Source organism: Methylocella sp. CPCC 101449, assembly GCF_031921685.1.
In the GTDB taxonomy this organism is placed as follows: Bacteria; Pseudomonadota; Alphaproteobacteria; order Rhizobiales; family Beijerinckiaceae; genus Terripilifer.
In genome coordinates, this window is sequence record NZ_JAPDHU010000001.1 from 1,846,951 (window position 1) to 1,867,335 (window position 20,385).

Below are 20,385 nucleotides of genomic sequence, written 5' to 3' on the forward strand. Positions count from 1 at the left end.
GGGAGCTACGGCGTCTGCATTGTAGGACTTGATGATCGGGAAAGAAGTTGCAATCGATGTCGTGTCAGCGACTTGTATGTTGCGTGCTGACTGATCTGAGCCAATTCAGAGAAGATTTATTAGCATCCCCTGGCACCTGGGCCGCATATTATGCAGCCGTCGGCGCCAGCATTGTCGAAGAAAGGCCTCAGCGAAACGCGAGTTCTGCGTGAAAATGAAAGCCGTTTGACTTGTCAACGCGTATAGGATTGTAAGGCCAAAAATCGCGAAGGACTTCTGCGTGTGGGTGACCATATTTCTTATGGTATGGGTCCGAGGAGAAAAGACTGACTGTCGGCCTCACCTTCGCAGCAATGCCGGAATGCCAATTGTTAATCGAGCCATGGTGCATAACTTGGAAGATGCCTGACTGAGCCAATCGATTGGCCGGGCCGTAGAAGTGACTGAATGCATCATAACGCGGTCCATTATCAAGGGTGCCGTCGCCTGTATGCATTTGGGCAAAACGTTTGATTCTACGAAAACGACCAATTTCTCGGGAAGTATGATAGCAATTGATGGTTGTTTTCTGACCTAGTGGGCCTGAATACAAAAACAACGAAATTAGATTCTTCGCAGCGGACGACGTACCGAAGTGATTCGCGTATAATTTTTTAATTTTTTCTAGCGCGGTTGTCCGCTGGTCAGGAATGTTGCGCAATGTATCAATTAGGGGGATTACTGCGCTTAAGAAGGCGGGTGTTGCTTTCGGTGCTAGGTTGACATCGTTGCATGGAACGAATTCCCAGAGATACGGTACGATCAATCGACCTCCTTTGCGTAAGAAGGTGACTCTAGTAGCTGGGTTCCTGTTCGTGGCTGGATCTTCGTCCGACTCAGGCGGCGCCGTTCCGTCCTCAGAGAAAAGGCCGCCATCATCTAGCCCCCTGCGTCCGACATCTGGATCCTCAAAGGGACTGGTTGGCACATCGCCTGGCCCTGTGCCGACGACGAAGATGACCTCGCCAATAGCACCGCCTTCAATTCTTGTCAGGAAGGTCACAGGATCAAGGAAGAAATCAAAGATTGAGTCCTCTGCGCTGATGCCTTGCTCGATCGCGATAATAATTCGCTGCCAAAGCGGAATGTATGGCAGAAGTAATTTGCGGATATGGAAACGACCTATAAGGCGGATAAAACCACTGATGTGGTCTTTATCGAAATGCGATAGTGCGGCGAGTTGTATGTCTTTGCTTCGGTATAGTTTTTGTCGGTAGGCATAGCTATCGATGGCGGAGTTGAGAATACCGTCCTTCGAAGTTGTACCGCAATCGTATATCCAGCTAATGGGCGTTGCTTTACACGGTATTAATGTGCCTGAAGCAAATAGGCCTTGTCCGACAGGCCACCAATCGAGGTCCAGTGATACCTTGGTGGATACCATTCATTCCTCACCGTCGAAAGTAAACGCCGCACAATCTGCTTTCGTACTTGTGCCAAGCTGTCGTGCCGTTTGGCTCAATCTTTGTTGTTCCTGAATTGAAGCTGCCTAAGCATTTTAATCTGCCTCAGCAGAGGAGCTTACTGATGTGGGTAAGCGAGGAAATGACGGATGTTGCTAACCGATCATCAGGACAGCAGCTCATAATTCCCGCTTTCACCGTTTCGACGACGTCTGCTTTTGCGCTTCCATCAGCATCGCCACGAAGCGGGTGACTTTCGGTGGGCGGAAACGGGCGGCCGGATAGACGGTGTGGATGCCGCCTGAAGGCAGGTTCCATGTCGGCAGCACGTGGATGAGCCGACCGGACGCGATATGTGGTTCGGCTTCGAAGTCGGGCAGGACGGACAGGCCGCCGCCCGCGAGCGTCGCGGCCAGTACGGCGGGTGTCGCGTTCATGGCGAGGGCCTGGCGCAGGCGCACCGTGCGCCGTTCGAAGTCGCCTTGCGTGAAGCGCCAAGTGAGCGGTTCCTTCAAAGCGAGATTGGCGATGAAGCGATCGTTCGCGAGGTCTTCCGGGGCTTTGGCCTGCAAGGTTCGCGCGACGGCCGGTGCCGCCACCAAAAGCTGACGGAACGTGCCGATCCGCCGCGCTTGCAGCGTCGAATCCTGCAACCAGCCGACGCGGATGGAAACATCGATTTGATGGTCGACCAGGTCGATCCGCGCATCGGACAACACGAGCTCGACGCCGCAGGCGGGAAAGCGCTGCGAGAAAGCGGCGGCGAGCGGCGCGATCATCGAGGTGCCATAGTCGCTCGGTGCGGTGATGCGCAGCGTGCCCGACGGCTCCGCATTGGCTTGCGTCAATTCGCCAACCGCATCCTCCGCCTCGCGCAGGATCATGACGCAGCGCGCGTGCAGCAGCCGGCCGGCTTCGGTCGGCACCACCCGCCGTGTCGTGCGCAGCAGGAGCGTCGTCTTCAGCTCGCTTTCCAGTTTGGCGACCTGCTGGCTGACCACGGTTTTGGTGATGCCAAGCCGCTCGGCGGCGCGGGTGAAGGAGCCCGTGTCCACCACCCCCGCGAAATAGGCGAGCCGGTTGAAATTGACGGCTTCCATGCGCCCTCTATTGTAAGTTAATAGCATACATTTTGTATTATTATGCGATATTTATCAACAAAATAACGGGGTCTATCTTCCGCCCATCGCTCACCACGGAAGATCGACATGCAAGCCACCTATCTCTTCGATCCGCTCTGCGGCTGGTGCTATGGCGCGAGCCCGATGCTGGAATGTCTGGCGCGTTTGGACGGCCTGTCCGTCGCGCTGGCGCCGACCGGTCTGTTCGCCGGCGAAGGCGCCCGGCCGATGGATGCTCAATTCGCCGCCTATGCCTGGCAGAACGATCAGCGCATCGCCCGTCTCACCGGCCAGCCGTTCACGCAGGCCTATCGCTTTAATATCCTCGATCGGGCCGATGGTCTGTTCGATTCCGCGCCGGCCACCTTGGGCATTGTCGCCGTGGGGCTCAGTGCCAGCGCAGGCGAATTGCAAGCGCTGAAGGCGTTGCAGCGCGGCCGCTATGTTGAGGGTCGCGACACAGCCGATCTGACGGTCGTCGCTGCTATTCTCGATGAAGCCGGATTTGCGCAAGCCGCCGCGCGGTTGCGTCAGCCGGACGAAGATCTGCTGGCTGCCTATCGCAGCAGAATCGCCGCCGCGCGCGCCGCGATGAGCCGCTTCGGCGTCAACGGCGTGCCCGCTCTGGTGGTGGAAGACGCCAAGGGCGAACGCCTGTTGCCGAGCCAGGTGCTGTTCGGCGATTTCGATCAATTGGCCGCGCAAGTGCGCGCCGCCTGACGCGCAACCTGTCCCGCAATTGGACCGAGCCGCCGCTTCACGGATGAAGCGCCGATAACGATGGAGATGAACATGTATTCGAGGAGAGACGCGATGAAGACCACCCTGGCACTTGGCGCCGCCGTGCTGGCGCCCGTAGGTCTCGGCCAAGCTGATTTTGGCCATGCCGAGGGTTCCAAACTGAGCTGGAAACATTTTCCCGCTGGGCCGAACGGCTTTTTCCGTGCGCCCGTTCTGCTATCGGGGCCGAATGAAGCGCTCCTGATCGACGGCGGTTTCACGTATCCCGATGGCAAGGCGCTGGCCGAGGCCGTCAAGGCGACGGGTAAGAAGCTGACGGCGATCTATGTCAGCCAATCGGACCCTGACTATTACTTCAGCCTGAAGCCGGTGCATGCGGCCTTTCCGGCTGCGAAAATCATCGCCGCTTCGGACACCGTCGCTGCGATCAAGGCCAGCATCGACAAGAAGCTCGCCACCTGGGGGCCGCAACTGAAGGAGAACGGTCCGCAGACGCTGGCTGATGTGGTCATACCGGAAGCGTTCGACGGCAAGTCGTTGACCGTCGATGGTGAGACGGTCGATATCGTTGCGGCGGAAGGTCTCGCCAATCGTCGTTATCTTTGGGTGCCGTCGTTGAACGCGGTGTTTGGTGGCGTCCTCATCTTCTCAGGCGTGCATGTATGGACGGCCGATACGCCGACCAAGGCGGAACGCGCTGCCTGGATCGCCAATCTCGACAAGATCGCGGCGCGCAAGCCCGCCATCGTCGTGCCGGGTCACATGGCGGCGGATGCAGCCATCGATCTGGCGGCCGTGACGTTCACCAAGACCTATCTCCTGGCCTTCGAGGACGAACTCGCCAAGGCGAAGGACAGCGCAGCCTTGAAAGCGGCGATGGAAGCGCGCTTCCCCAATCTCGGCATGGGCGTGGCGCTCGACATCGGCGCCAAGGTTGCCAAGGGTGAGATGAAATGGGGCTGAGATGACCACTAATCTCGCTTTTAGCGGCATTGGTGTGAGCAACGCCCCCTGTTCGCCAGGCGGACGGATCGCGCGAACGGGATTGAAAGCCATCGGTGGAGGTGATCGGCTCTCCCTATCATGGGAGGTGCGCGATGCTAGAACTCTATCACGATTGGCGGTCCTTCTGCTCGATCAAGGTGCGCCTCTGCCTGGCCGAGAAGGGTTTGTCCTGGGAAAGCCGCTTCGTCGATCTGATGAAGCTCGAACATACGACGCCGGATTATCTGAAGCTCAATCCGAATGGCGTCGTACCGACGCTCGTTCATGATGGCGTGCCGATCCACGAGAGCACGATCATCAATGAATATCTGAACGAGGTCTTTCCGACGCCGGCCTTGATGCCCGACAATCCGGTCGATCGCGCCCGCGCGCGTTTCTGGGTCAAGTTCGAAGACGACGTGTTGCATCCGGCGATCCGTCCGGCGACTTTCGCCTTGATGATGAGCCCCGAATTGGCCGAGCGGTCGGACGAAGAGCTTGAAGCGATGGTGGCGTCGCACCCCAACAAGGCGCGTGCCGAGGAATATCGCCGGACGGCGCGCCAGCCGATCGATCAGGCGAAGGTCGAGGCGGCACGTCAGACGATCATCTCGGCGCTCGGGCGTCTGGAGCGGCGGTTGTCGGAGGTGCCATGGCTCGGCGGGCAGACCTATTCGCTCGCCGACATCGCCGCCGCGCCCTTCATCGATCGGTTGGAGGAGCTCAATCTCACCGATCTGTGGCAAAGCCATGTGGCGCTCCGCGATTGGATCGCGCGCAGCAAGGCGCGGCCCGCCTATCAAATCGCCATTCCGGACAATGAACAGCGTTTTGCGGCCGCCGTCCGTCCAAGTGCGGCTTAGACAAGATCGACGGGGAGGACATCATGGCACCGAAGGCTCGCAATGCTTTACCGATTGTCATCGCCGGCGGCGGCATCGGCGGTCTCGCCTGCGCCTTGGCGCTGGCGCAACGCGGCTTTAGCTCCGTCGTCTGCGAACAGGCGTTTGAATTCGGGCAGGTCGGTGTCGGCCTGCAGGTCGCGCCCAATGCGTTGTCTGTTCTGGATGCGCTTGGTGTGGGCGAACGGGTCAAAAGCGAAGGTCTGCTCATCGAACGCATGGTGATGGTCGACGGAATCGACGGCGAGATGATTTGCGACATTCCCTGCGGTGCCGATTTCATCCGCCGTTTCGGCAATCCCTATGCGGTGGCCCATCGTGCCGACGTCCATGGTGCGCTTCTGCAGGGCTGCACGGCGATGGCGTCCTTCATCGAACTGCGCACCAACAGCAAGGTCGTCGGTTATACGAATGAAGGCGCGTCGGTTCGCGTCCAATTGCAGGATGGCGCACTCCTTCACGCTGCCGGATTGGTCGGCGCCGATGGCGTGCGTTCGCGCGTGCGCCAGCAATTGGTCGGCGATGGCGAGCCGCCACCGGCAGGCGCCGTCATCTATCGCGCCCTGGTGCCGGCGGCGCGGATGCCGCGCGAATGCCAACAGCCTTTCCCGACGCTCTGGGTCGGTCCCAAAGCGCATGCGATCTATTATCCGGTGCGGGATTGGAGCGAATTCAACTTCGCCATCACCGTCCACGCGTCGCCCGATGACATATGGGAAGGGGAGACGGATGCGCAGAAGCCGCGGGCGGCGCTGCAAGGCTGGTCGGATCAGGTGACGCAGCTTGTCGACATCCAGCCGCGCTTTCAGCGTTATGTCATCCGCCATCGCGCCCCCATCGACAATTGGACCGAAGGCGCTGTGACCTTGTTGGGCGATGCGGCGCATCCGATGGTGCAGTATATCGCGCAAGGGGCGGCGCAGGCGCTCGAGGATGCGATCTGTCTGGCCGAGGAAGTCGAGCGCGCAGATGGTGATCTGCCGGCGGCCTTCATGGCTTATCAGACGGTCAGGATCGTGCGTTCGGCACGCGTGCAGATCTCGTCGCTGATGCTGGATCGGCTCTACCACGTCTCCGGCGTCGAACGGCTGGTGCGCAACTCCGTCTTCGAAGGACGACAGGCGGCCGACTATTACGATCGGTTGGCGTGGCTGTTCACCGCGCCCGATTATGTGCAGCGGGCGCTCGCCGATCGCGCGCAGCCGGAAGGTCTGCGCCGTCTTGGATGATGATCAGGATTTGGCGATGCCGTCGGAAATCTGAAGCGCCGTAGCCCGCAGCAGCGGCAGGTAGGTGTCGATGACATCCTTGGCGCTTTTCGCCGAAGCGATATAGGTAATGGCGATCGCGCAGCGCGCCTGCCCGTCGACGAGAACCGGCACGGCGATGCTGCCGGTTTCAGGCATGAAACTTTTCTCGCGCAGCGCATAGCCATCCTGACGCACCTTGCGCAGCATTTGCCTTATAACCTTGGGTTCCTTCGCCAGGGCATCGTCGGGATGCTGGCTGCGGGCCAGGCGCTGAAGCACGCCCTCAGTGACGTCGTCTGGCTGATAGGCAAGATAAACGCGGCCGCAGGCGGTCAGCAGGACTGGCGTTCGCAGCCCCACCCAGGCGCGATCGATCGTCCATGGGCTGATGCGGCGAGTCGTGCGACGCATGATCATCGTATCGTCGAAAAAGGCGAACAGGTCCGTCGGCCAGATGACTTTCTTCTGCAATTCGTCCAGCAGCGGCCCGGCAATCTCCGAGATCCAGGAATCCTCGTTAAAGCCCTCGCTGAGTTGCCGCACCAAGGGCGTGAGCCGATAGGATTCGATGTCGGAATCGGCGACGAGATAGCCGGCGCTGCAGAGCGTTCGCAGAATGCGATACAAGGCCGTGCGGGAAATCTGTGTCGTTCGATGCAGATCGCGGATGGTGGCGCCGTTGCTGACGTTGAGTTGCCGTAGAACCGTCAGCGCCCGCAGCACGCTGCGCATGTCGGCATGACCATCGGCGGTTTTGTCCGGCTGCTGCCCTAGGCTGGCGGAAGATCGGCTGGGTCGTTGCGAAACAGGCAAGATAATTCCTCTTTTGAGCGGCCCGCCGCCTGAGATGCGGCGTTTTGACCGTCATTCTATAGTTGAAGAAATCAACTTCGAGCCCTACATCAGGCGTGCATTTCAATGCTCTTCTGAGCCACGCGCGAAGTTCGCCCCCTCCCTTATGCGTCTTCGAGCACCTCAGGAGATATGAGTTCCTCGTGAGAAAGGAACTCAAACCCTCCCAATTACTCGGCCCTGCCGCTCCCTCAGCGACAGGGCCTTTTCATAGGCGGCATTCCCGTCGTTAGGCGCTTGGGCGATTGTCCCGGCGCGCCTGCGCGACTTTCGTCGCGCGCACCACGCGGCCGACATTGGCGCGATCGACCAAGCTCTCCGACCGATTGCTCTCGACGGGGCGCATGCCTGAGCGTTTGCCGCGTCCAGGGGCGGGATGAGGGCGCCGCGTCGCGCTGGTTTTCATGGCCAAAGCGCGCTGCGCCGATTCGATGAGCGCTTGTTGCGCGGCGATCGCTTCGCGGCGCGCCACCTCGGCATTCAACCGTTTCAGGGCACTGGTGAAGACCTGTTTGCGCCGCGCTGGCTTTTCGACATTGCCGGGAAAACTGCCGCCGCGCGTACTTGCCTTGCCGCGCTGGCCGCGCCGCATGCCGCGCACGAAGGTGCGTTCCTTGTCGCGCAGGTCGCGCAAGCGCTGCCGTGTCTTGGAAATGTCCTCGTCGCTTAGATCGATCAGAGCGGGATAGTGCGTTTGCGACAGCAGTTCGAATTCGTCGTGCGCCATCAAAGAGCGTTCAGCCTTGACGGAAAGGGACATGGTTTTCTCCCTTCAATTGCGGGTGCCGCGCTTCACATGCGAAGCCGAGGCCCTTCTGCCTGATGCTTCATTGGATATCATTTTGTCCGCGGGCTCAAGCGAAGGGCTGCCAAACTATCGCTGCCATCTGGCGCTTGCTCTTGCTCTTGGCGCCTATTGCTTCGGGCCGATCGTTCCGGTGGTCTTCAAGCGGGCCGATCTCACCCAGCCGGTGACGTCATCGCCGGCTGGACTGAGGTACATCACCGAGGTCCATCCATCCCTCGTCTGGGCATAGGCGATCAATTGGTCCTTGGGGATGACGAAAACGCCTTTCATGGAGCAACGGCTGCTCGGCGCCGAATAGAATTGCAGCCGGCCGTTCCCCGTGACGATCTGGGCGAGCGGCGGCGAAAGGGCAGGCGCCTTGTCGCTTCCCGTTTCCGGTGCCGTGCAGGCGGCCTGCGCTGCGTGGGAGAACAAAATGCCTGCTATGAGAATCCCCAGCCCCAGCGTTCTCATGGATCACTCCTTTTCCACGAGCCCTCGTCTTCACAGACTAGCATGAAATTTCCCGTCCGGGCGCTATCGGCTCGGACCGCTGGATGCGCCCCAGGCTTCGGCACTTAGTTTCCAAAGCGGCGGGAGTTGGGAAAACGGGGGGATTGTGTGGGCGATGATGGCGGTGGCGAGGCGGCCATCCGATCCGATGCGCTCGTAGAGCGCCTTCATATGCGCTTTCACCGTGTCGATGCTGACATTGAGAATGGTGGCGATGTCTTCGTTCGATTTGCCTTGCGCCAGCCAGGAGGCGACTTCGAGCTGGCGGGCGGTGATCTGCGGAAACGCCAGCCGCAGACGATCGGTCGGCGTGAGCCGCGCCAGCGTGCGCTCCTGTGCCTGACGATAGCAGCGCAGGATATGGGTGCGGTATTCCTGCAGGTCATCGCGATCCTGATCGCTGAACGCGGCCCGTCCCATCACTCTGAAACCGCTGACGTCAAGCACATAGCCTTCGTGTTGGATGACGATCTTGATGATGCGGCGGGCGCCCGAGCGCAGGAACGTCTCTTGCACCATGGGCAGCGCAAGAAAAGTGTCCTCATCGAAGAAATCGGATTCGCGCAGCGCCCGATCGCCATAGAAATCAGCGCCGTTCTGCCAGAACGGATGACTGTGCATGTGCCGGGCGTAGGCCGCCATGGCCTGACCACGCGCGGCGGGATCGTCGTCGACGGAAATGAGCGCGCGAAAATCGCCGCTGCCGTGGTGGAATTCCGCATAGGCGACGACATCCGCATCGATGAGACGCGCTACACCTTCGAACACCAGCGTTGGCAAGGATTGCAGATCAGGTTCGGCTTCATAAAGGCGGATGATCTCTTCTCTCAACAGAGAGCCGGACTCACTCTTCCGGGTAATGGTCATCTGAATCCCGATCCTGTTACTCGTGTGCTGCATGTGCATGCGGGGACTGACGTGGCGACAATAGCTATCGGCTTACGCGCCACAAGTCTGTTCAAAGCGGTCTGATAAATCGAGAGTTTCGCAATCGCTACTTCTGGTGGGGAGCAGTGAGGCGCGAAATCTCCGGACTATGACAACGATTCTGTTTGTCATCGGGAGATAAGATGTTGGCGAATGGCGCGGGGGCGGCCGCATGGGCTGCGAAGACGTGGGCGATGTCTTCGGTCGATACAAATTTAGTCAATCGACCTGTGTTGAAGCGAACAATTCGAGACATTTATATCGCCAGCACGTCGGCGCTGGCGATTGCCAGCATTCTTGTGTTGGGCGTCGTTAACTTACCTTCTGCCGCATGGGCGGCGGGCGAAGGCGGTGTCGGCGGCCTGGACAATGGCGGCGCTGGTGGAGCCGGCAACGGCACGGGTGGCGGTGGTGCTGCGGGAACGCCCGGCGTCGGCAATGGTAACGGTCTGCCCGGTAGCGATGGCAATGGCGGCAACGGCGGTTATTCGAACTATGGCGCGCTGGGATTTGGCGGTCCCGGCGGCACTGTCGGCGCGTCCACCTTTATCGGCGTGTCGGTGATTGGCGGCAATGGAACGAATGGTTTCCCCGATCCAGGCATCAGCTATGGCTCCGGCGGCGGTGGTGGTGGTGGCGATGGCATTTACACAGCCGACAGTGTTCTGACGATCGGCTCTGGCATTGCGATCACCGGCGGCAATGGTGGGGCCGGCGGGACGCCCAATCGGATCGCTGGCGGTGGCGGCGGTGGCGGTGCGGGTCTCACCGCCACCAGTGCCGGCGTCGTCATCGACAATGCGGGCACGCTGACGGGCGGCAATGGTGGCGCGGGTGGCGAAGGCCAGTTCGGCGGTGGCGGTGGTGGCGGCGGCGATGGGCTGCGCATGACGGGCGGCAGCGGCCAACTGACCAACACCGGCGCGATCATCGGCGGCAATGGCGGAGTGGCTGGTCCCGGGCAGTTCGTCGGCACGGGCGGTGAAGGCGGCGCTGGTCTGCGCGTCTCCAGCAACGGCAACATCATCGTCAACAGTGGCACCCTTTCGGGCGGGCTGTCGGGCGATCTGGCGCGCCGCGCCGAAGCGGTCATCATCAACGGTGACGACAACCGGCTCGAACTGCGCGCCGGCTCCAACATCATTGGTAATCTGCTCGCCACCGGCTCCGGCAACATATTGGCGCTTGGCGGCGACACCACCGATGCGAGCACCGTGCTTGATGCCTCGATCTACCGTGGGTTCACGTCTTACGAGAAAGTGGGTGACAGCACGTGGACGCTCACCGGATCCAGCACTGACGTCACGCCCTGGCGGCTTGCCGGCGGCACGCTTTCGGTCTCCAGCGACGCGAGCATGGGTGCTGCGGCGGGTGGTGTGACCTTCGATGGCGGAACATTGGCGACAACGGCCAGTTTCGACACCGCGCGCGCGTTCACCTTGACGCAGGCCGGCCGTTTCGACGTTGCCGCCGGCACCGAATTCGGCATCACCGGCTTGATGACCGGCAGCGGCGATCTCATCAAGCAGGGCGACGGCACCTTGCGGCTCGACAATACGGGCAATGCCTATGGCAACACTTTCGTGCAGGCGGGCACGCTGATCGGCAATGCCGCCTCGATCTCGGGCCATATCGGCAATGCCGGCACGGTGGTCTTCGATCAAAGCGCCAACGGCAGCTTTGCCGGCGATATTGCGGCGCTCAATGGCACCCCTGGTACGATGATCAAGCGCGGCATCGGTGCGCTCGCTTTGACGGGCACGTCATCGCTCGACTGGTCGGTGGAAGCCGGTCGGCTGGTGTCGGCGGCCGAGCGTTTCAGCGGCAATGTCGCGATCGATGCTGGGGCGTCATTCGCGTTTAACCAGACAGCCAATGCGTCCTATGCTGGCGCGCTGTCCGGCACTGGCGATTTCGTCAAGGATGGCGCCGGCCAACTCACGCTCACTGGCAATTCGAGTGGCTTTACCGGCACGACATCGCTCGAAGCGGGCACATTGGCCGTGAATGGTTCGCTCGGTGGCACCCTCGACGTGCTGATGGGCGGGCGCCTGCAAGGCACGGGAACCGTCGGCAATGTTCTGGTCTCAGGCACGATCGCGCCGGGCAATTCGATCGGCACGCTCACGGTCGCCGGCAATATTCAGTTCAATGCCGGCTCGGTCTTCGAAGTGGAGGCCAATGCCGCCGGTGCCGCCGATCGGATCAATGCCAGCGGCACGGCGACGATCAACGGCGGCGACGTGCGCGTGCTTGCCGGCGATGGCACTTATGCGCCGTCCACCCGCTACACCATCCTTTCGGCTGATGGCGGCCGCAGCGGCATGTTCGCTGGCGTCTCGTCGAACCTCGCCTTTCTCGATCCCTCGCTCAGCTATGATTTGAATAATGTCTATCTGACGTTGACGCGCAATCAGATCAGCTTCAGCAATGTCGGCCAGACGCGCAATCAGATCGCGGCCGGTGCCGGTGTCGAAAGCCTTGGCATGGGCAATGTGATCTATAATGCGGTGGTCAATCTGACGGAGGGGCAGGCGCGGGCCGCTTTCGACAGTCTCTCTGGCGAAATACATGCGTCAGCGAAATCGGCTTTGATCGACGACAGCCATTTCGTGCGTGAGGCCGCCATCGATCGCACCCGTTCGTCTTTCAGCGCGGTTGGTGCCTCGTCGGTGCCGGTGATGGCCTATGCGCCAGGTGGCCCGCAGCGCGTCGCGCCGACGAGCGAGCGCTTCGCCGTCTGGGGGCAAGCCTTTGGCGGCTGGGGGCGGATCAACGGCGATGGCAATGCGGCGCGTCTCGATCATTCCACCGGCGGTTTCCTGATCGGTGCCGATGCGCTTCTCGTCGCCAATTGGCGGCTCGGTCTGTTGGCTGGCTATAGCCGCACCAGTTTCGACGTGAAGAACCGTCTCTCGTCCGGCGCCAGCGACAATTATCACCTCGGCCTCTATGGCGGCACGCAATGGGGCCATTTTGGCCTGCGCGGCGGCGTTGCCTATACGTGGCATGATCTGTCGACCAGCCGGGCCGTGATTTTCCCGGGCTTCGTAGACAGTCTGAAGAGCAAGTATCGCGCCGGCACGTTTCAGGCCTTTGGCGATTTGGGTTATCGCATCGATACGAATCTCGCGTCCTTCGAGCCGTTCGCGGGCCTGGCCTATGTCAGTCTCAACACCGATGGCTTTACGGAACAGGGCGGCGCGGCGGCTTTGTTCGCACGCGGCCAAAGCATGAATGTCGGCTTCTCCACCTTGGGCTTACGCGCTTCGACCAGCTTCGATCTTGGGGGCGTGCGCACGACACTGCGCGGTTCGCTTGGCTGGCGCCATGCCTTCGGCGATGTCACGCCGCTCTCGACCCAGGTCTTTGCCGGCGGTGGCGCTTTCACGGTCGCCGGCGTGCCGATCGCCAGGGATGCCGCCGTGGTGGAGACGCGGCTCGACTTCGCTCTGTCGCGATCGGCCACATTCGGTGTCTCCTACAACGGCCAATTGGCCTCGCGCGCGCAGCAGCATGCGTTCAAAGCCAATCTGGCGATCAATTTCTGAAAGAGACGGGTCGATCAGGCCTCTGATCGGAGACATTTGGCACTTCTGGCGTTTCGGCTGCCAAACGGCGCCGGAACGCTTGCGGTTTCGGGACGTTGATCTGCCGACGTCAGACCATCCGAAAGGGAACTGCCATGATGCGTCCCATGCTGACCGCCGGTTGGCTGCTGCTCGCCACCGCCTGTTTCGCGCAGTCTCCCATGCCGGCGCCCGAACGGCCTGCATCGGATGTTCCAGTCGATTCAGTTGCGTCGCCCGGTTCCATGGCCGCCGATTTCGTGCGGAAGGTGGCGCTGTCCGATCAGATCGAGATCGCCAGCAGCCGGATCGCCATGGAACGGGGCAGTCCCGACCAGCAGGCCTTCGCCAAACAGATGATCGAGAGCCACGAAAAGATCGTCGCTGATTTGAAGCGCCTGGTTTCGGCCGAGAAAATCCCGATCGAGCTGCCCGTGGAACTGGACAAGGCCGACGAAACGCGGCTCGACAAGCTCAAGTCTGTCGAAGCGGCGAAATTCATCGCCGAATATACGACGCTGCAAGTGACCAGGCATCGCAATGCGCTCGCCTTGTTCGAGCGCTATGCCAAGGACGGCGACAATATGAATCTGAAAGCCTGGGCGCGGCGTATGCTGCCCGCCCTGCGGCATGATTTGGCGGCGGCTGAAAAACTGCCGCGCTCCTAATTCGTCAGTTGCGCCACTTTGGCGATGATCGCATGCGGCATCTGCAAGGTCTCGCGCACGATGGCATCCATATCCTCGCCGCTGGCGCCATCGACCATCAGGCCGCGCTTCTGGCAGGCGGCGAGGAAGTCGGGATCGTTCAGCATGGTGTTGAACGCCGCGCGCATCAGCGCCAGCCGGTCGGCGGGAACGCCGGGCGTGGTGAGAATGGAACGACCGATTTCGCCGGTGCTGGCGACGGCGCGCAGCACTTCGCGGCCCTCCTCGTCAAGCGCCAGCTCCGGCAGGGTCGGCACGTTCGGCAGCAGACGATGCCGCTTCAGGGAAGCTTGATAGAGAATGGAGGCTTCGCCGCGCTCGATCCAGCCGGGCTTGCTGATGAGAATGCCGGGCAATCCGTAAGCGCCAACGATATCGACCTCGCCGCGCTCCATCGCCAGTTGGATATCCGTCGTACCGGAATAGCCGCGCACCAGTTTGAAGCGCGAGCCGGCATAGGTGTTGAGTGCGGAGGGAAAGAGAACGGTGGTGGAGCCGCCGCCGGAGGCACCGACAGTGAAAGCTTTGTGGCGCGCATCGTCGAAGGAGGCGATGCCGCTCTTGGGCAGAGCGACGCCAGTGTCGATGTTGGAGACGACGCGGCCGATATAAGCGAATTTCGACACGTCGATATTGGCGCTGTTGTTGACGACGCTGTCGAGCGCCAGGGTTTGCGCTAGGCTACCGAGAATGGTGCCGTCCTTCGGCGCGACCTCGGCCATGTATTTGGCGGCGAGAAAACTGCCGGCGCCGGGCATGTTCTGTGACAGGATCGTGGGATTGCCGGGCAGGAATTTCGGCAGGAATTCCGCCACCAGGCGACCATAGAGATCATAACCGCCACCGGGGCCATAGCCGATCAACAGGCGCATGGTCTTGCCGCGATAAAAATCCTTGGCGTCTTGGGCCAAGGCTGTTTGGGCCAAGGCTGTCGTCGCGAGCCCGGCGACGGCCAAAGCGATGCCGACGATCTGGCTGATCGACCGGCTCATCAATCCTCTCCTCATGATCATTTCCTCGTGTTGAGCGCTCAGGCGAACGATAGAAATGCAAACGATAGAAATATTTATGCCGCGCTTCCTGCTGGTCGCGGCTTGCTTCGCTGTGAGAGCGTCATCGGCGTTTCGCCGATGACGCTCTTGGCCTCGCCTCAGGCGTGGGTGCGCTTCTCGACTTCCGCCTTGAAGAGGTCGTTGCACCAGTCGGTCAGTTCCATGCCGGTGGCGAACCAGACATTGCCGGCTTTCTTGATGTGCTGGATGATGCCGCGCAGCGCCAAGGTGCGGCCCGGCCGGCCGATGATGTAGGGATGCAGCGTGAACGGGATATAGCCCGGCTGCCGGCCCGTCTCGGCGTAAAGCTCGTCGAAATAGGCCTTCCAGGTTTCAAGCCCATGGAAGGGATTGCCGTATTCGCCGTGGCGATGGCCAAACAGCGTGCCGTCGCCGAAGGGCTGGCGCGGCAGTTCGACCAAGGTCTTGCCATTGTGCTCATAGAGGAACGGCCGCTCTTCGTGGAAACAATTGCTGTTCCAGGCGAAGCCGTGTTCGATGAGCAGTTCGATCGTGTTGGTGCTCTGGGTGCAGGAGCGCCAGCCATAGGGACGGCGGCCGGTGCGGTCCTTGATCATGGCGATGGTCTTGCGCATCACCTCGGTTTCTTCGTCGCGCGGCAGATAGCGGGCGATCTCGTGATTGTAGCCATGGCCTTCAACCACATGGCCGTGATCGAGAATGGCTTGCACCGCTTCGGGAAAGCGCTCGGCGATGGCGCCGCAGGTCATGAAGGTGGCGCGGATGTCCTCTTCCTTGAGGATGCGCAACAGCCGATAGATCGCATGATGGGGGCCGTATTCGCCCTGGCTCCACATTTCGTAATTGAGGAAGCCGTTCTTGTCCGGCTTGACGTCCTCGCCGCCCTGGAAATCGAAGGTGAGGAAGACCGCGGCCCGTTCGCCCTTGGGCCAACGGATCAGATGATCGTAGTGGTATTCCTTGATCATTGTTATTCCTCGTCTTTCTTGAAGGTGGCGGTCGAATCTGTGTTTCCGGATCGCGCCAAAATGATAGATTGGGGGGTGAACGGTCGGTAGCCGATGTCTTGGAAAGACTGTTGTTCCGAGACCGTCGAACCGAACGAAAACAACAGGGGAGGGCGGATGTCTCTGGCGGCACCGTTGCGCGATCTGAAGAAGCTCAACACCTTCGTGCGGGTGGCGGAGCGGCGCAGCTTCACCAAGGCGGCGGAGGATTTGCGCACGACACCTTCGGTCGTCAGCAAACATATGAAGGAGCTGGAGGAGACGCTGGGCTTCAGCCTGCTCAATCGTTCGACCCACGGCATCGTGCTGACGGATGCGGGCGAGGGGCTGTTCCAGAATTGTCTGCATATGCTGGCGACGCTTGACGATTATCTCGTCGAAGCGCGCAATCTGCAGAAAGGTCCGTTTGGCACATTGCGCGTGCAGACGACGAGCGATTATGCGCGCCTGGTTCTCTCACCGCTGATCGGCACTTACGCCGATCGTCATCCAGGCTTGCGCGTGCATCTGTCCGTTCTGCCGGAGGATCATACGCCAGTTGAGGATGGCTGCGATGTGATTATCGCCGGCCGCAAGCCATCGCTGCCGGGGCTGGTCGAACGCGATCTCGGCCCGGTGCCGCATGTGATCTGCGCCTCACCTGATTATCTTGATCGATTTGGTCGCCCGCGCGACCCGCAGGATCTGCGCCATCACAATTGCCTGGTGAATTTTTACGGTGGTCTCAAGAGCTGGCCGTTCCAGGCCGCGTCGCGACCCTTGCTGGTTGAGGTGAAGGGCACGCTGTCGTCGAACAATGCGGGCGCTCTCGTACAGATGGCCCTGCAAGGGCGCGGGCTCGTCCGTGTGCCGCTGGCGATCGTCGAGAGTGAGCTGGCTCAGAAACGTCTCGAGCCGGTGCTTGCGCGGGCGGCGCTGTCGCCGGAGCGGCTCAGCGTTTATTTCTCCAAGGCGAAACATCTGCCGGCCAAGACCAGCGATTTCATTCAATTCCTGGCGGTGTCGATGACGCCGAAAGTGATCGAACTCGCCAGATGAGGCACTGCGTACCAACCGAGATCATGTTTTAAATGAAAGTATATATTTATGTTATTTATCAATAGCTTGATCGCCTGCCTTTGAGGTCTCGCATTGGAAAGCTCGACCGTTGGTTGCCGTTCAAAGTTGGCCATCGGAACGAGCCTCGGACATGGGCGTTACCTAAAAGCGTGGCGTTTCAGGCTCTTGGGCCGGGGGTAAGGAGATAACGGATTGGCTAGGCAAATTTAGAACTGTCATCCGACTTCGACTCGTTCTCCAATCTCTCGCGATGTTTGCGATCAACACAGGATTTCCCATGCTGGCGGAAGCTGCCACTGCCGTTTCTCATTCCCATCGCGGAGAGTTGCGCCATCAGTTGCGAACAGCCACGAACGACGCCCATCGACATTTGGATGCTTTGTTCACGCAACTCGATTTGCGTGCGCGTACGTCTTATTTGAGTTTCCTTGAAGCTTCCGCTTCGGCGTTGCTGCCGCTTGAAGCGCGTCTCACTCAACGTGGTGCGGCCGCTCTTCTCGATGATTGGCCCGACCGAACTCGCAGCGAAGCCCTGATGCGGGATATTCGAATGCTCGGCGGCACCGTCGCGCCCTTGTCCGTGCGAGATGACCTCGATGCCGCAGAAATGACCGGCATCATATATGTGCTGGAAGGCTCAAGACTTGGAGCACGGATGCTGATCAAAACGGTATCGGCTTCTTCCGATCCGGCGTTGGTCTCGGCGACCGCCTATCTAAGTCATGGCGTAGGACAACCTTTATGGCAGAATTTTCTCTCCTTTCTGGATCGCTTGACACTCACTCCTAAAGAGATTGAACGTGCAATCGTCGGCGCACGTTATGCCTTCGGTCTCTTCGCGGCGGGAGCAAGCCGCCGATGAACTCTTCCGTCGACCTTACAAATTGTGACCGTGAGCCGATCCATATTCCCGGCAGCGTTCAGCCATTCGGTTTTCTTCTGGCTCTTCTGCCCGACTTCACCATTGGCATCGCTTCAAAGAACACGACCGCCTTCTTGGGTCGAGATTACAAGGAGTTGTTGCGGCGTCCGATCGACGAGATTTTGACGGGCGAGGCTGTTGCCAGCATTCGCGAGCGGATTGATTATCTAACCGGCAAAGATGCGGTCGAACGCATGTTTGGATTGGTCCTGCAGGAGAATGGGTCGCGGTTTGATATCGCGATCCATTTCTCCGGCGCTTATCTCATCGTTGAAGCCGAGCCCAGCGTCGCGGAGCGAAACGTCAATTCAGGCGAGCTTGTGCGCACGATGCTAGCGCGCCTCGATAAGATCTCCGATCTGAGGCTTTTGTGCCAGGAAGCGGCGCGGCAGGTGAAAGTTCTCACGGGCTTCGATCGTGTGATGGTGTACCGTTTTCATGCCGATGATTCCGGCGAAGTGGTGGCGGAAGCTGCCAATTCAAATCTCGAACCATATCTGGGACTGCACTACCCGGCTTCTGATATTCCCAAGCAAGCGCGCGCCCTTTATCAACGGAATTGGCTGCGCATTATCTCCGATATTAATGCCTCTCCAGCCTTTCTCGCGGCTGATGCCGCCCATAGTCCGGAATTGCTTGATCTTTCCATGAGCGTTTTGCGCTCGGTTTCGCCGATCCATATCGAATATCTGCGCAATATGGGCGTCGGTGCTTCGATGTCGGTTTCCATTCTGCGTGATGGTCGGCTGTGGGGATTGATCGCCTGCCATCATTATGGTCCGCGGCATATTCCTTTCGAACGGCGAACGGCGGCGGAATTGTTCGGCCAGATGTTTTCTTGGATTCTCGAAGGCCGAGATCGTGAGGGGAACGCCAGCTATGAGGCACGCGCCCGTAAAGTACAGGAACGGCTGATCGAAAAGGCGAGCCATCACGTCAACGGCGTGCAGACGCTCACGGACTTCATCGACGATTATCGCAAAATGGTCGATTGCGATGGTATCGCGATTTGGACCGATCAGAAATTGATTCTCGATGGACACACGCCGACTGACAATGAGATCAAGGATCTCATTAGCTTTATCAATCGCACTTCTCCAGGACGCATCGTGGCGAGCGGTGAAATCGCGAGCGTTTTCCCAGCCGGCGCGGCTTTTCGAGATCGCGCCGCTGGCTTTTTGGCGATTCCAATCTCGCGCGCGCCACGTGACTGTCTGTTGTTTTTTCGTCGGGAAATCTTGCGATCCGTAAATTGGGCCGGAGCGCCTGAGAAGGTCTATGCGGAAGGGCCGCTGGGACCTCGTCTGACGCCGCGCAAGAGTTTCGAGCTTTGGCAGGAAACCGTTCGCGGGCAATCGAAGCCGTGGTCGAAGTCGGATCTCAGTATCGCGGAAAGTCTGCGCATTACGCTGCTCGAAGTGATCCTACAGCTTGCGGATGTGGCCGCGCGCGAACAGCGCGCGGCGCAGGAACGGCAGGAACTGCTGATCGCGGAACTCAATCATCGGGTTCGTAACATCCTCAGTCTTGTGCGAGCATTGATCACACAGAGTAAGGAAAGTAACGGCAGTCTCGAGAGTTTCGTCAACGTCCTGGGTGGTCGTATCCAGGCGCTGGCGCGCGCTCATGACCAGATTACCAATCAGAACTGGGCGCCGGCCCCCTTGCGGCTTCTGCTAGAGTCCGAGGCGGGCGCGTATCTGGGTGCCCGGGCGGAACGAATAGTGATGGCGGGGCCGGGAGTCTCTCTCGATCCGAGAGCCTTCACCACTGTGGCATTGGTCGTTCATGAGCTGATGACCAATTCGGCCAAATATGGCGCGCTTGCCGATTCCTCTGGCGAAGTTGAGGTCAGTTGGCAGATTGGTCCGCATGCCAATCTGATCATCGATTGGAAAGAGCGTGGCGGACCACCCGTTCAGCCTCCATCGCGGCAAGGATTTGGTACGACGATCATCGAAAGATCGATCCCTTTCGATCTCAAAGGAGAAGCTGAATTACGCTTCGATTTGCTCGGCGTGAACGCGCGTTTCGTCGTTCCCGCACCGTATGTGACGCTATCTTCCGACGTAAACGGTGCATCGATCTCCAGCGATCCCACCGAAACGTCGAGGGGTAAATTGTCAGGAACCGTTTTGATCGTCGAAGACAATCTCATCATTGCGCTTGGTGCTGAGGACATTTTGATGGAGCTTGGTGCGCAGCAAGTGGAAACGGCAGCGTCGGTTGCCCAGGCCTTGCTTGCAATCGACCGGAATCGACCGAGCTTTGCCCTCCTAGATCTCAATCTGGGGCGAGAGAATAGCATTCCGGTCGGCGAAAAACTTCAGAGCCTTGGCATCCCGTTTATCTTCGCAACAGGTTATGGCGAACGCGCGCCAATTCCCGAGCAGCTTGGTCGGGTACCAGTGATTCAGAAGCCCTATACCTATAAAGTGGTGGAAGCCGCGCTGGGAACGGCGAAACAGAATTCACCGGCAAAGAGCGTGTCCAGTTGAACGGATCGTGAAAATGCCGTTCGTGGCGGAGGTGTCTTGTTGGTCGCAACAAGGCCTGTGCCATGCTATA

Annotated in this window: 17 protein-coding genes; 9 read left to right on the plus strand and 8 right to left on the minus strand. The window is 59.9% G+C overall.

The features are described 5' to 3' along the window. Window positions 1-187: 187 nt before the first annotated feature. On the minus strand, window positions 188-1,423 hold the full coding sequence (locus OIM99_RS08560) for a hypothetical protein (RefSeq protein ID WP_311849909.1): 1,236 nt from the start codon (window positions 1,421-1,423) through the stop codon (window positions 188-190). A gap of 213 nt (window positions 1,424-1,636) precedes the next feature. Continuing rightward, window positions 1,637-2,542, minus strand: coding sequence for a LysR substrate-binding domain-containing protein (locus tag OIM99_RS08565; protein WP_311849910.1), 906 nt, complete (start codon window positions 2,540-2,542; stop codon window positions 1,637-1,639). Window positions 2,543-2,650: 108 nt separating this feature from the next. Between OIM99_RS08565 and OIM99_RS08570 the strand changes: the two genes are divergently transcribed. The 4 genes from OIM99_RS08570 to OIM99_RS08585 all read left to right on the plus strand — a co-directional run bounded on the left by OIM99_RS08570 (window position 2,651) and on the right by OIM99_RS08585 (window position 6,419). Then, complete coding sequence (locus OIM99_RS08570; RefSeq protein WP_311849911.1) at window positions 2,651-3,283, plus strand: DsbA family protein; 633 nt, start codon at window positions 2,651-2,653, stop codon at window positions 3,281-3,283. A 72-nt stretch (window positions 3,284-3,355) separates the two neighbouring features. Further along, window positions 3,356-4,267: an MBL fold metallo-hydrolase gene (locus tag OIM99_RS08575; RefSeq protein WP_311849912.1), complete on the plus strand. Its 912-nt coding sequence runs from the start codon at window positions 3,356-3,358 to the stop codon at window positions 4,265-4,267. Between the two features lie 134 nt (window positions 4,268-4,401). Beyond that, a complete protein-coding gene (locus OIM99_RS08580) occupies window positions 4,402-5,151 on the plus strand; it encodes a glutathione S-transferase family protein (RefSeq protein ID WP_311849913.1) in 750 nt (249 codons plus the stop codon). A gap of 23 nt (window positions 5,152-5,174) precedes the next feature. Next, window positions 5,175-6,419 carry an FAD-dependent monooxygenase gene (locus tag OIM99_RS08585; protein ID WP_311849914.1) on the plus strand — a complete coding sequence of 415 codons (1,245 nt, stop codon included), beginning with the start codon at window positions 5,175-5,177 and terminating at the stop codon, window positions 6,417-6,419. Window positions 6,420-6,422: 3 nt separating this feature from the next. On the opposite strand, the gene OIM99_RS08590 is transcribed toward OIM99_RS08585, so the two are convergent. The 4 genes from OIM99_RS08590 to OIM99_RS08605 form a co-directional block, all read right to left on the minus strand. Next, entirely contained in the window at window positions 6,423-7,253 is an 831-nt protein-coding gene (locus OIM99_RS08590) for an IclR family transcriptional regulator C-terminal domain-containing protein (RefSeq protein WP_311849915.1), read from the minus strand. A 268-nt stretch (window positions 7,254-7,521) separates the two neighbouring features. After that, entirely contained in the window at window positions 7,522-8,052 is a 531-nt protein-coding gene (locus tag OIM99_RS08595; protein ID WP_311849916.1) for a hypothetical protein, read from the minus strand. A 153-nt stretch (window positions 8,053-8,205) separates the two neighbouring features. Beyond that, window positions 8,206-8,553, minus strand: coding sequence for a hypothetical protein (locus OIM99_RS08600; protein ID WP_311849917.1), 348 nt, complete (start codon window positions 8,551-8,553; stop codon window positions 8,206-8,208). A gap of 63 nt (window positions 8,554-8,616) precedes the next feature. Beyond that, window positions 8,617-9,459 (minus strand): helix-turn-helix transcriptional regulator, encoded by an 843-nt coding sequence (locus OIM99_RS08605; protein ID WP_311849918.1) that lies wholly within the window; start codon window positions 9,457-9,459, stop codon window positions 8,617-8,619. A gap of 290 nt (window positions 9,460-9,749) precedes the next feature. On the opposite strand from OIM99_RS08605, the gene OIM99_RS08610 reads away from it, so the two are divergent. Both OIM99_RS08610 and OIM99_RS08615 read left to right on the plus strand, forming a co-directional pair. Continuing rightward, the gene (locus tag OIM99_RS08610; protein ID WP_311849919.1) at window positions 9,750-13,070 is read left to right on the plus strand and encodes an autotransporter domain-containing protein; all 3,321 of its coding nucleotides are present in this window, start codon (window positions 9,750-9,752) and stop codon (window positions 13,068-13,070) included. Between the two features lie 134 nt (window positions 13,071-13,204). After that, window positions 13,205-13,756 (plus strand): DUF4142 domain-containing protein, encoded by a 552-nt coding sequence (locus OIM99_RS08615; protein WP_311849920.1) that lies wholly within the window; start codon window positions 13,205-13,207, stop codon window positions 13,754-13,756. Here OIM99_RS08615 and OIM99_RS08620 read toward each other — a convergent pair. Then, window positions 13,753-14,787 (minus strand): tripartite tricarboxylate transporter substrate-binding protein, encoded by a 1,035-nt coding sequence (locus OIM99_RS08620; RefSeq protein WP_311849921.1) that lies wholly within the window; start codon window positions 14,785-14,787, stop codon window positions 13,753-13,755. The genes OIM99_RS08615 and OIM99_RS08620 overlap by 4 nt on opposite strands. Window positions 14,788-14,945: 158 nt before the next feature. After that, window positions 14,946-15,797, minus strand: a complete 852-nt coding sequence (locus OIM99_RS08625; protein ID WP_311849922.1) for a polysaccharide deacetylase family protein — start codon at window positions 15,795-15,797, stop codon at window positions 14,946-14,948. A 156-nt stretch (window positions 15,798-15,953) separates the two neighbouring features. Between OIM99_RS08625 and OIM99_RS08630 the strand changes: the two genes are divergently transcribed. The 3 genes from OIM99_RS08630 (at window position 15,954) to OIM99_RS08640 (ending at window position 20,315) form a co-directional block, all read left to right on the plus strand. Next, window positions 15,954-16,874, plus strand: coding sequence for a LysR family transcriptional regulator (locus OIM99_RS08630; protein WP_311849923.1), 921 nt, complete (start codon window positions 15,954-15,956; stop codon window positions 16,872-16,874). 298 nt (window positions 16,875-17,172) lie between these two features. After that, window positions 17,173-17,757, plus strand: a complete 585-nt coding sequence (locus tag OIM99_RS08635) for a biliverdin-producing heme oxygenase (protein ID WP_311849924.1) — start codon at window positions 17,173-17,175, stop codon at window positions 17,755-17,757. Then, complete coding sequence (locus OIM99_RS08640) at window positions 17,754-20,315, plus strand: HWE histidine kinase domain-containing protein (RefSeq protein WP_311849925.1); 2,562 nt, start codon at window positions 17,754-17,756, stop codon at window positions 20,313-20,315. Before OIM99_RS08635 ends, OIM99_RS08640 begins: the two co-directional genes overlap by 4 nt. Window positions 20,316-20,385: the final 70 nt, after the last annotated feature.

Bases quoted from the DNA above. Each gene is read 5' to 3' on its own strand.
- OIM99_RS08625 (WP_311849922.1), bottom strand. From the start codon at position 15,797: ATGATCAAGGAATACCACTACGATCATCTGATCCGTTGGCCCAAGGGC.
- OIM99_RS08600 (WP_311849917.1), bottom strand. From the start codon at position 8,553: ATGAGAACGCTGGGGCTGGGGATTCTCATAGCAGGCATTTTGTTCTCC.
- OIM99_RS08575 (WP_311849912.1), top strand. From the start codon at position 3,356: ATGTATTCGAGGAGAGACGCGATGAAGACCACCCTGGCACTTGGCGCC.
- OIM99_RS08580 (WP_311849913.1), top strand. From the start codon at position 4,402: ATGCTAGAACTCTATCACGATTGGCGGTCCTTCTGCTCGATCAAGGTG.
- OIM99_RS08565 (WP_311849910.1), bottom strand. From the start codon at position 2,542: ATGGAAGCCGTCAATTTCAACCGGCTCGCCTATTTCGCGGGGGTGGTG.
- OIM99_RS08640 (WP_311849925.1), top strand. From the start codon at position 17,754: ATGAACTCTTCCGTCGACCTTACAAATTGTGACCGTGAGCCGATCCAT.
- OIM99_RS08615 (WP_311849920.1), top strand. From the start codon at position 13,205: ATGATGCGTCCCATGCTGACCGCCGGTTGGCTGCTGCTCGCCACCGCC.
- OIM99_RS08570 (WP_311849911.1), top strand. From the start codon at position 2,651: ATGCAAGCCACCTATCTCTTCGATCCGCTCTGCGGCTGGTGCTATGGC.
- OIM99_RS08630 (WP_311849923.1), top strand. From the start codon at position 15,954: ATGTCTCTGGCGGCACCGTTGCGCGATCTGAAGAAGCTCAACACCTTC.
- OIM99_RS08635 (WP_311849924.1), top strand. From the start codon at position 17,173: ATGCTGGCGGAAGCTGCCACTGCCGTTTCTCATTCCCATCGCGGAGAG.
- OIM99_RS08585 (WP_311849914.1), top strand. From the start codon at position 5,175: ATGGCACCGAAGGCTCGCAATGCTTTACCGATTGTCATCGCCGGCGGC.
- OIM99_RS08560 (WP_311849909.1), bottom strand. From the start codon at position 1,423: ATGGTATCCACCAAGGTATCACTGGACCTCGATTGGTGGCCTGTCGGA.
- OIM99_RS08620 (WP_311849921.1), bottom strand. From the start codon at position 14,787: ATGAGCCGGTCGATCAGCCAGATCGTCGGCATCGCTTTGGCCGTCGCC.
- OIM99_RS08595 (WP_311849916.1), bottom strand. From the start codon at position 8,052: ATGTCCCTTTCCGTCAAGGCTGAACGCTCTTTGATGGCGCACGACGAA.
- OIM99_RS08605 (WP_311849918.1), bottom strand. From the start codon at position 9,459: ATGACCATTACCCGGAAGAGTGAGTCCGGCTCTCTGTTGAGAGAAGAG.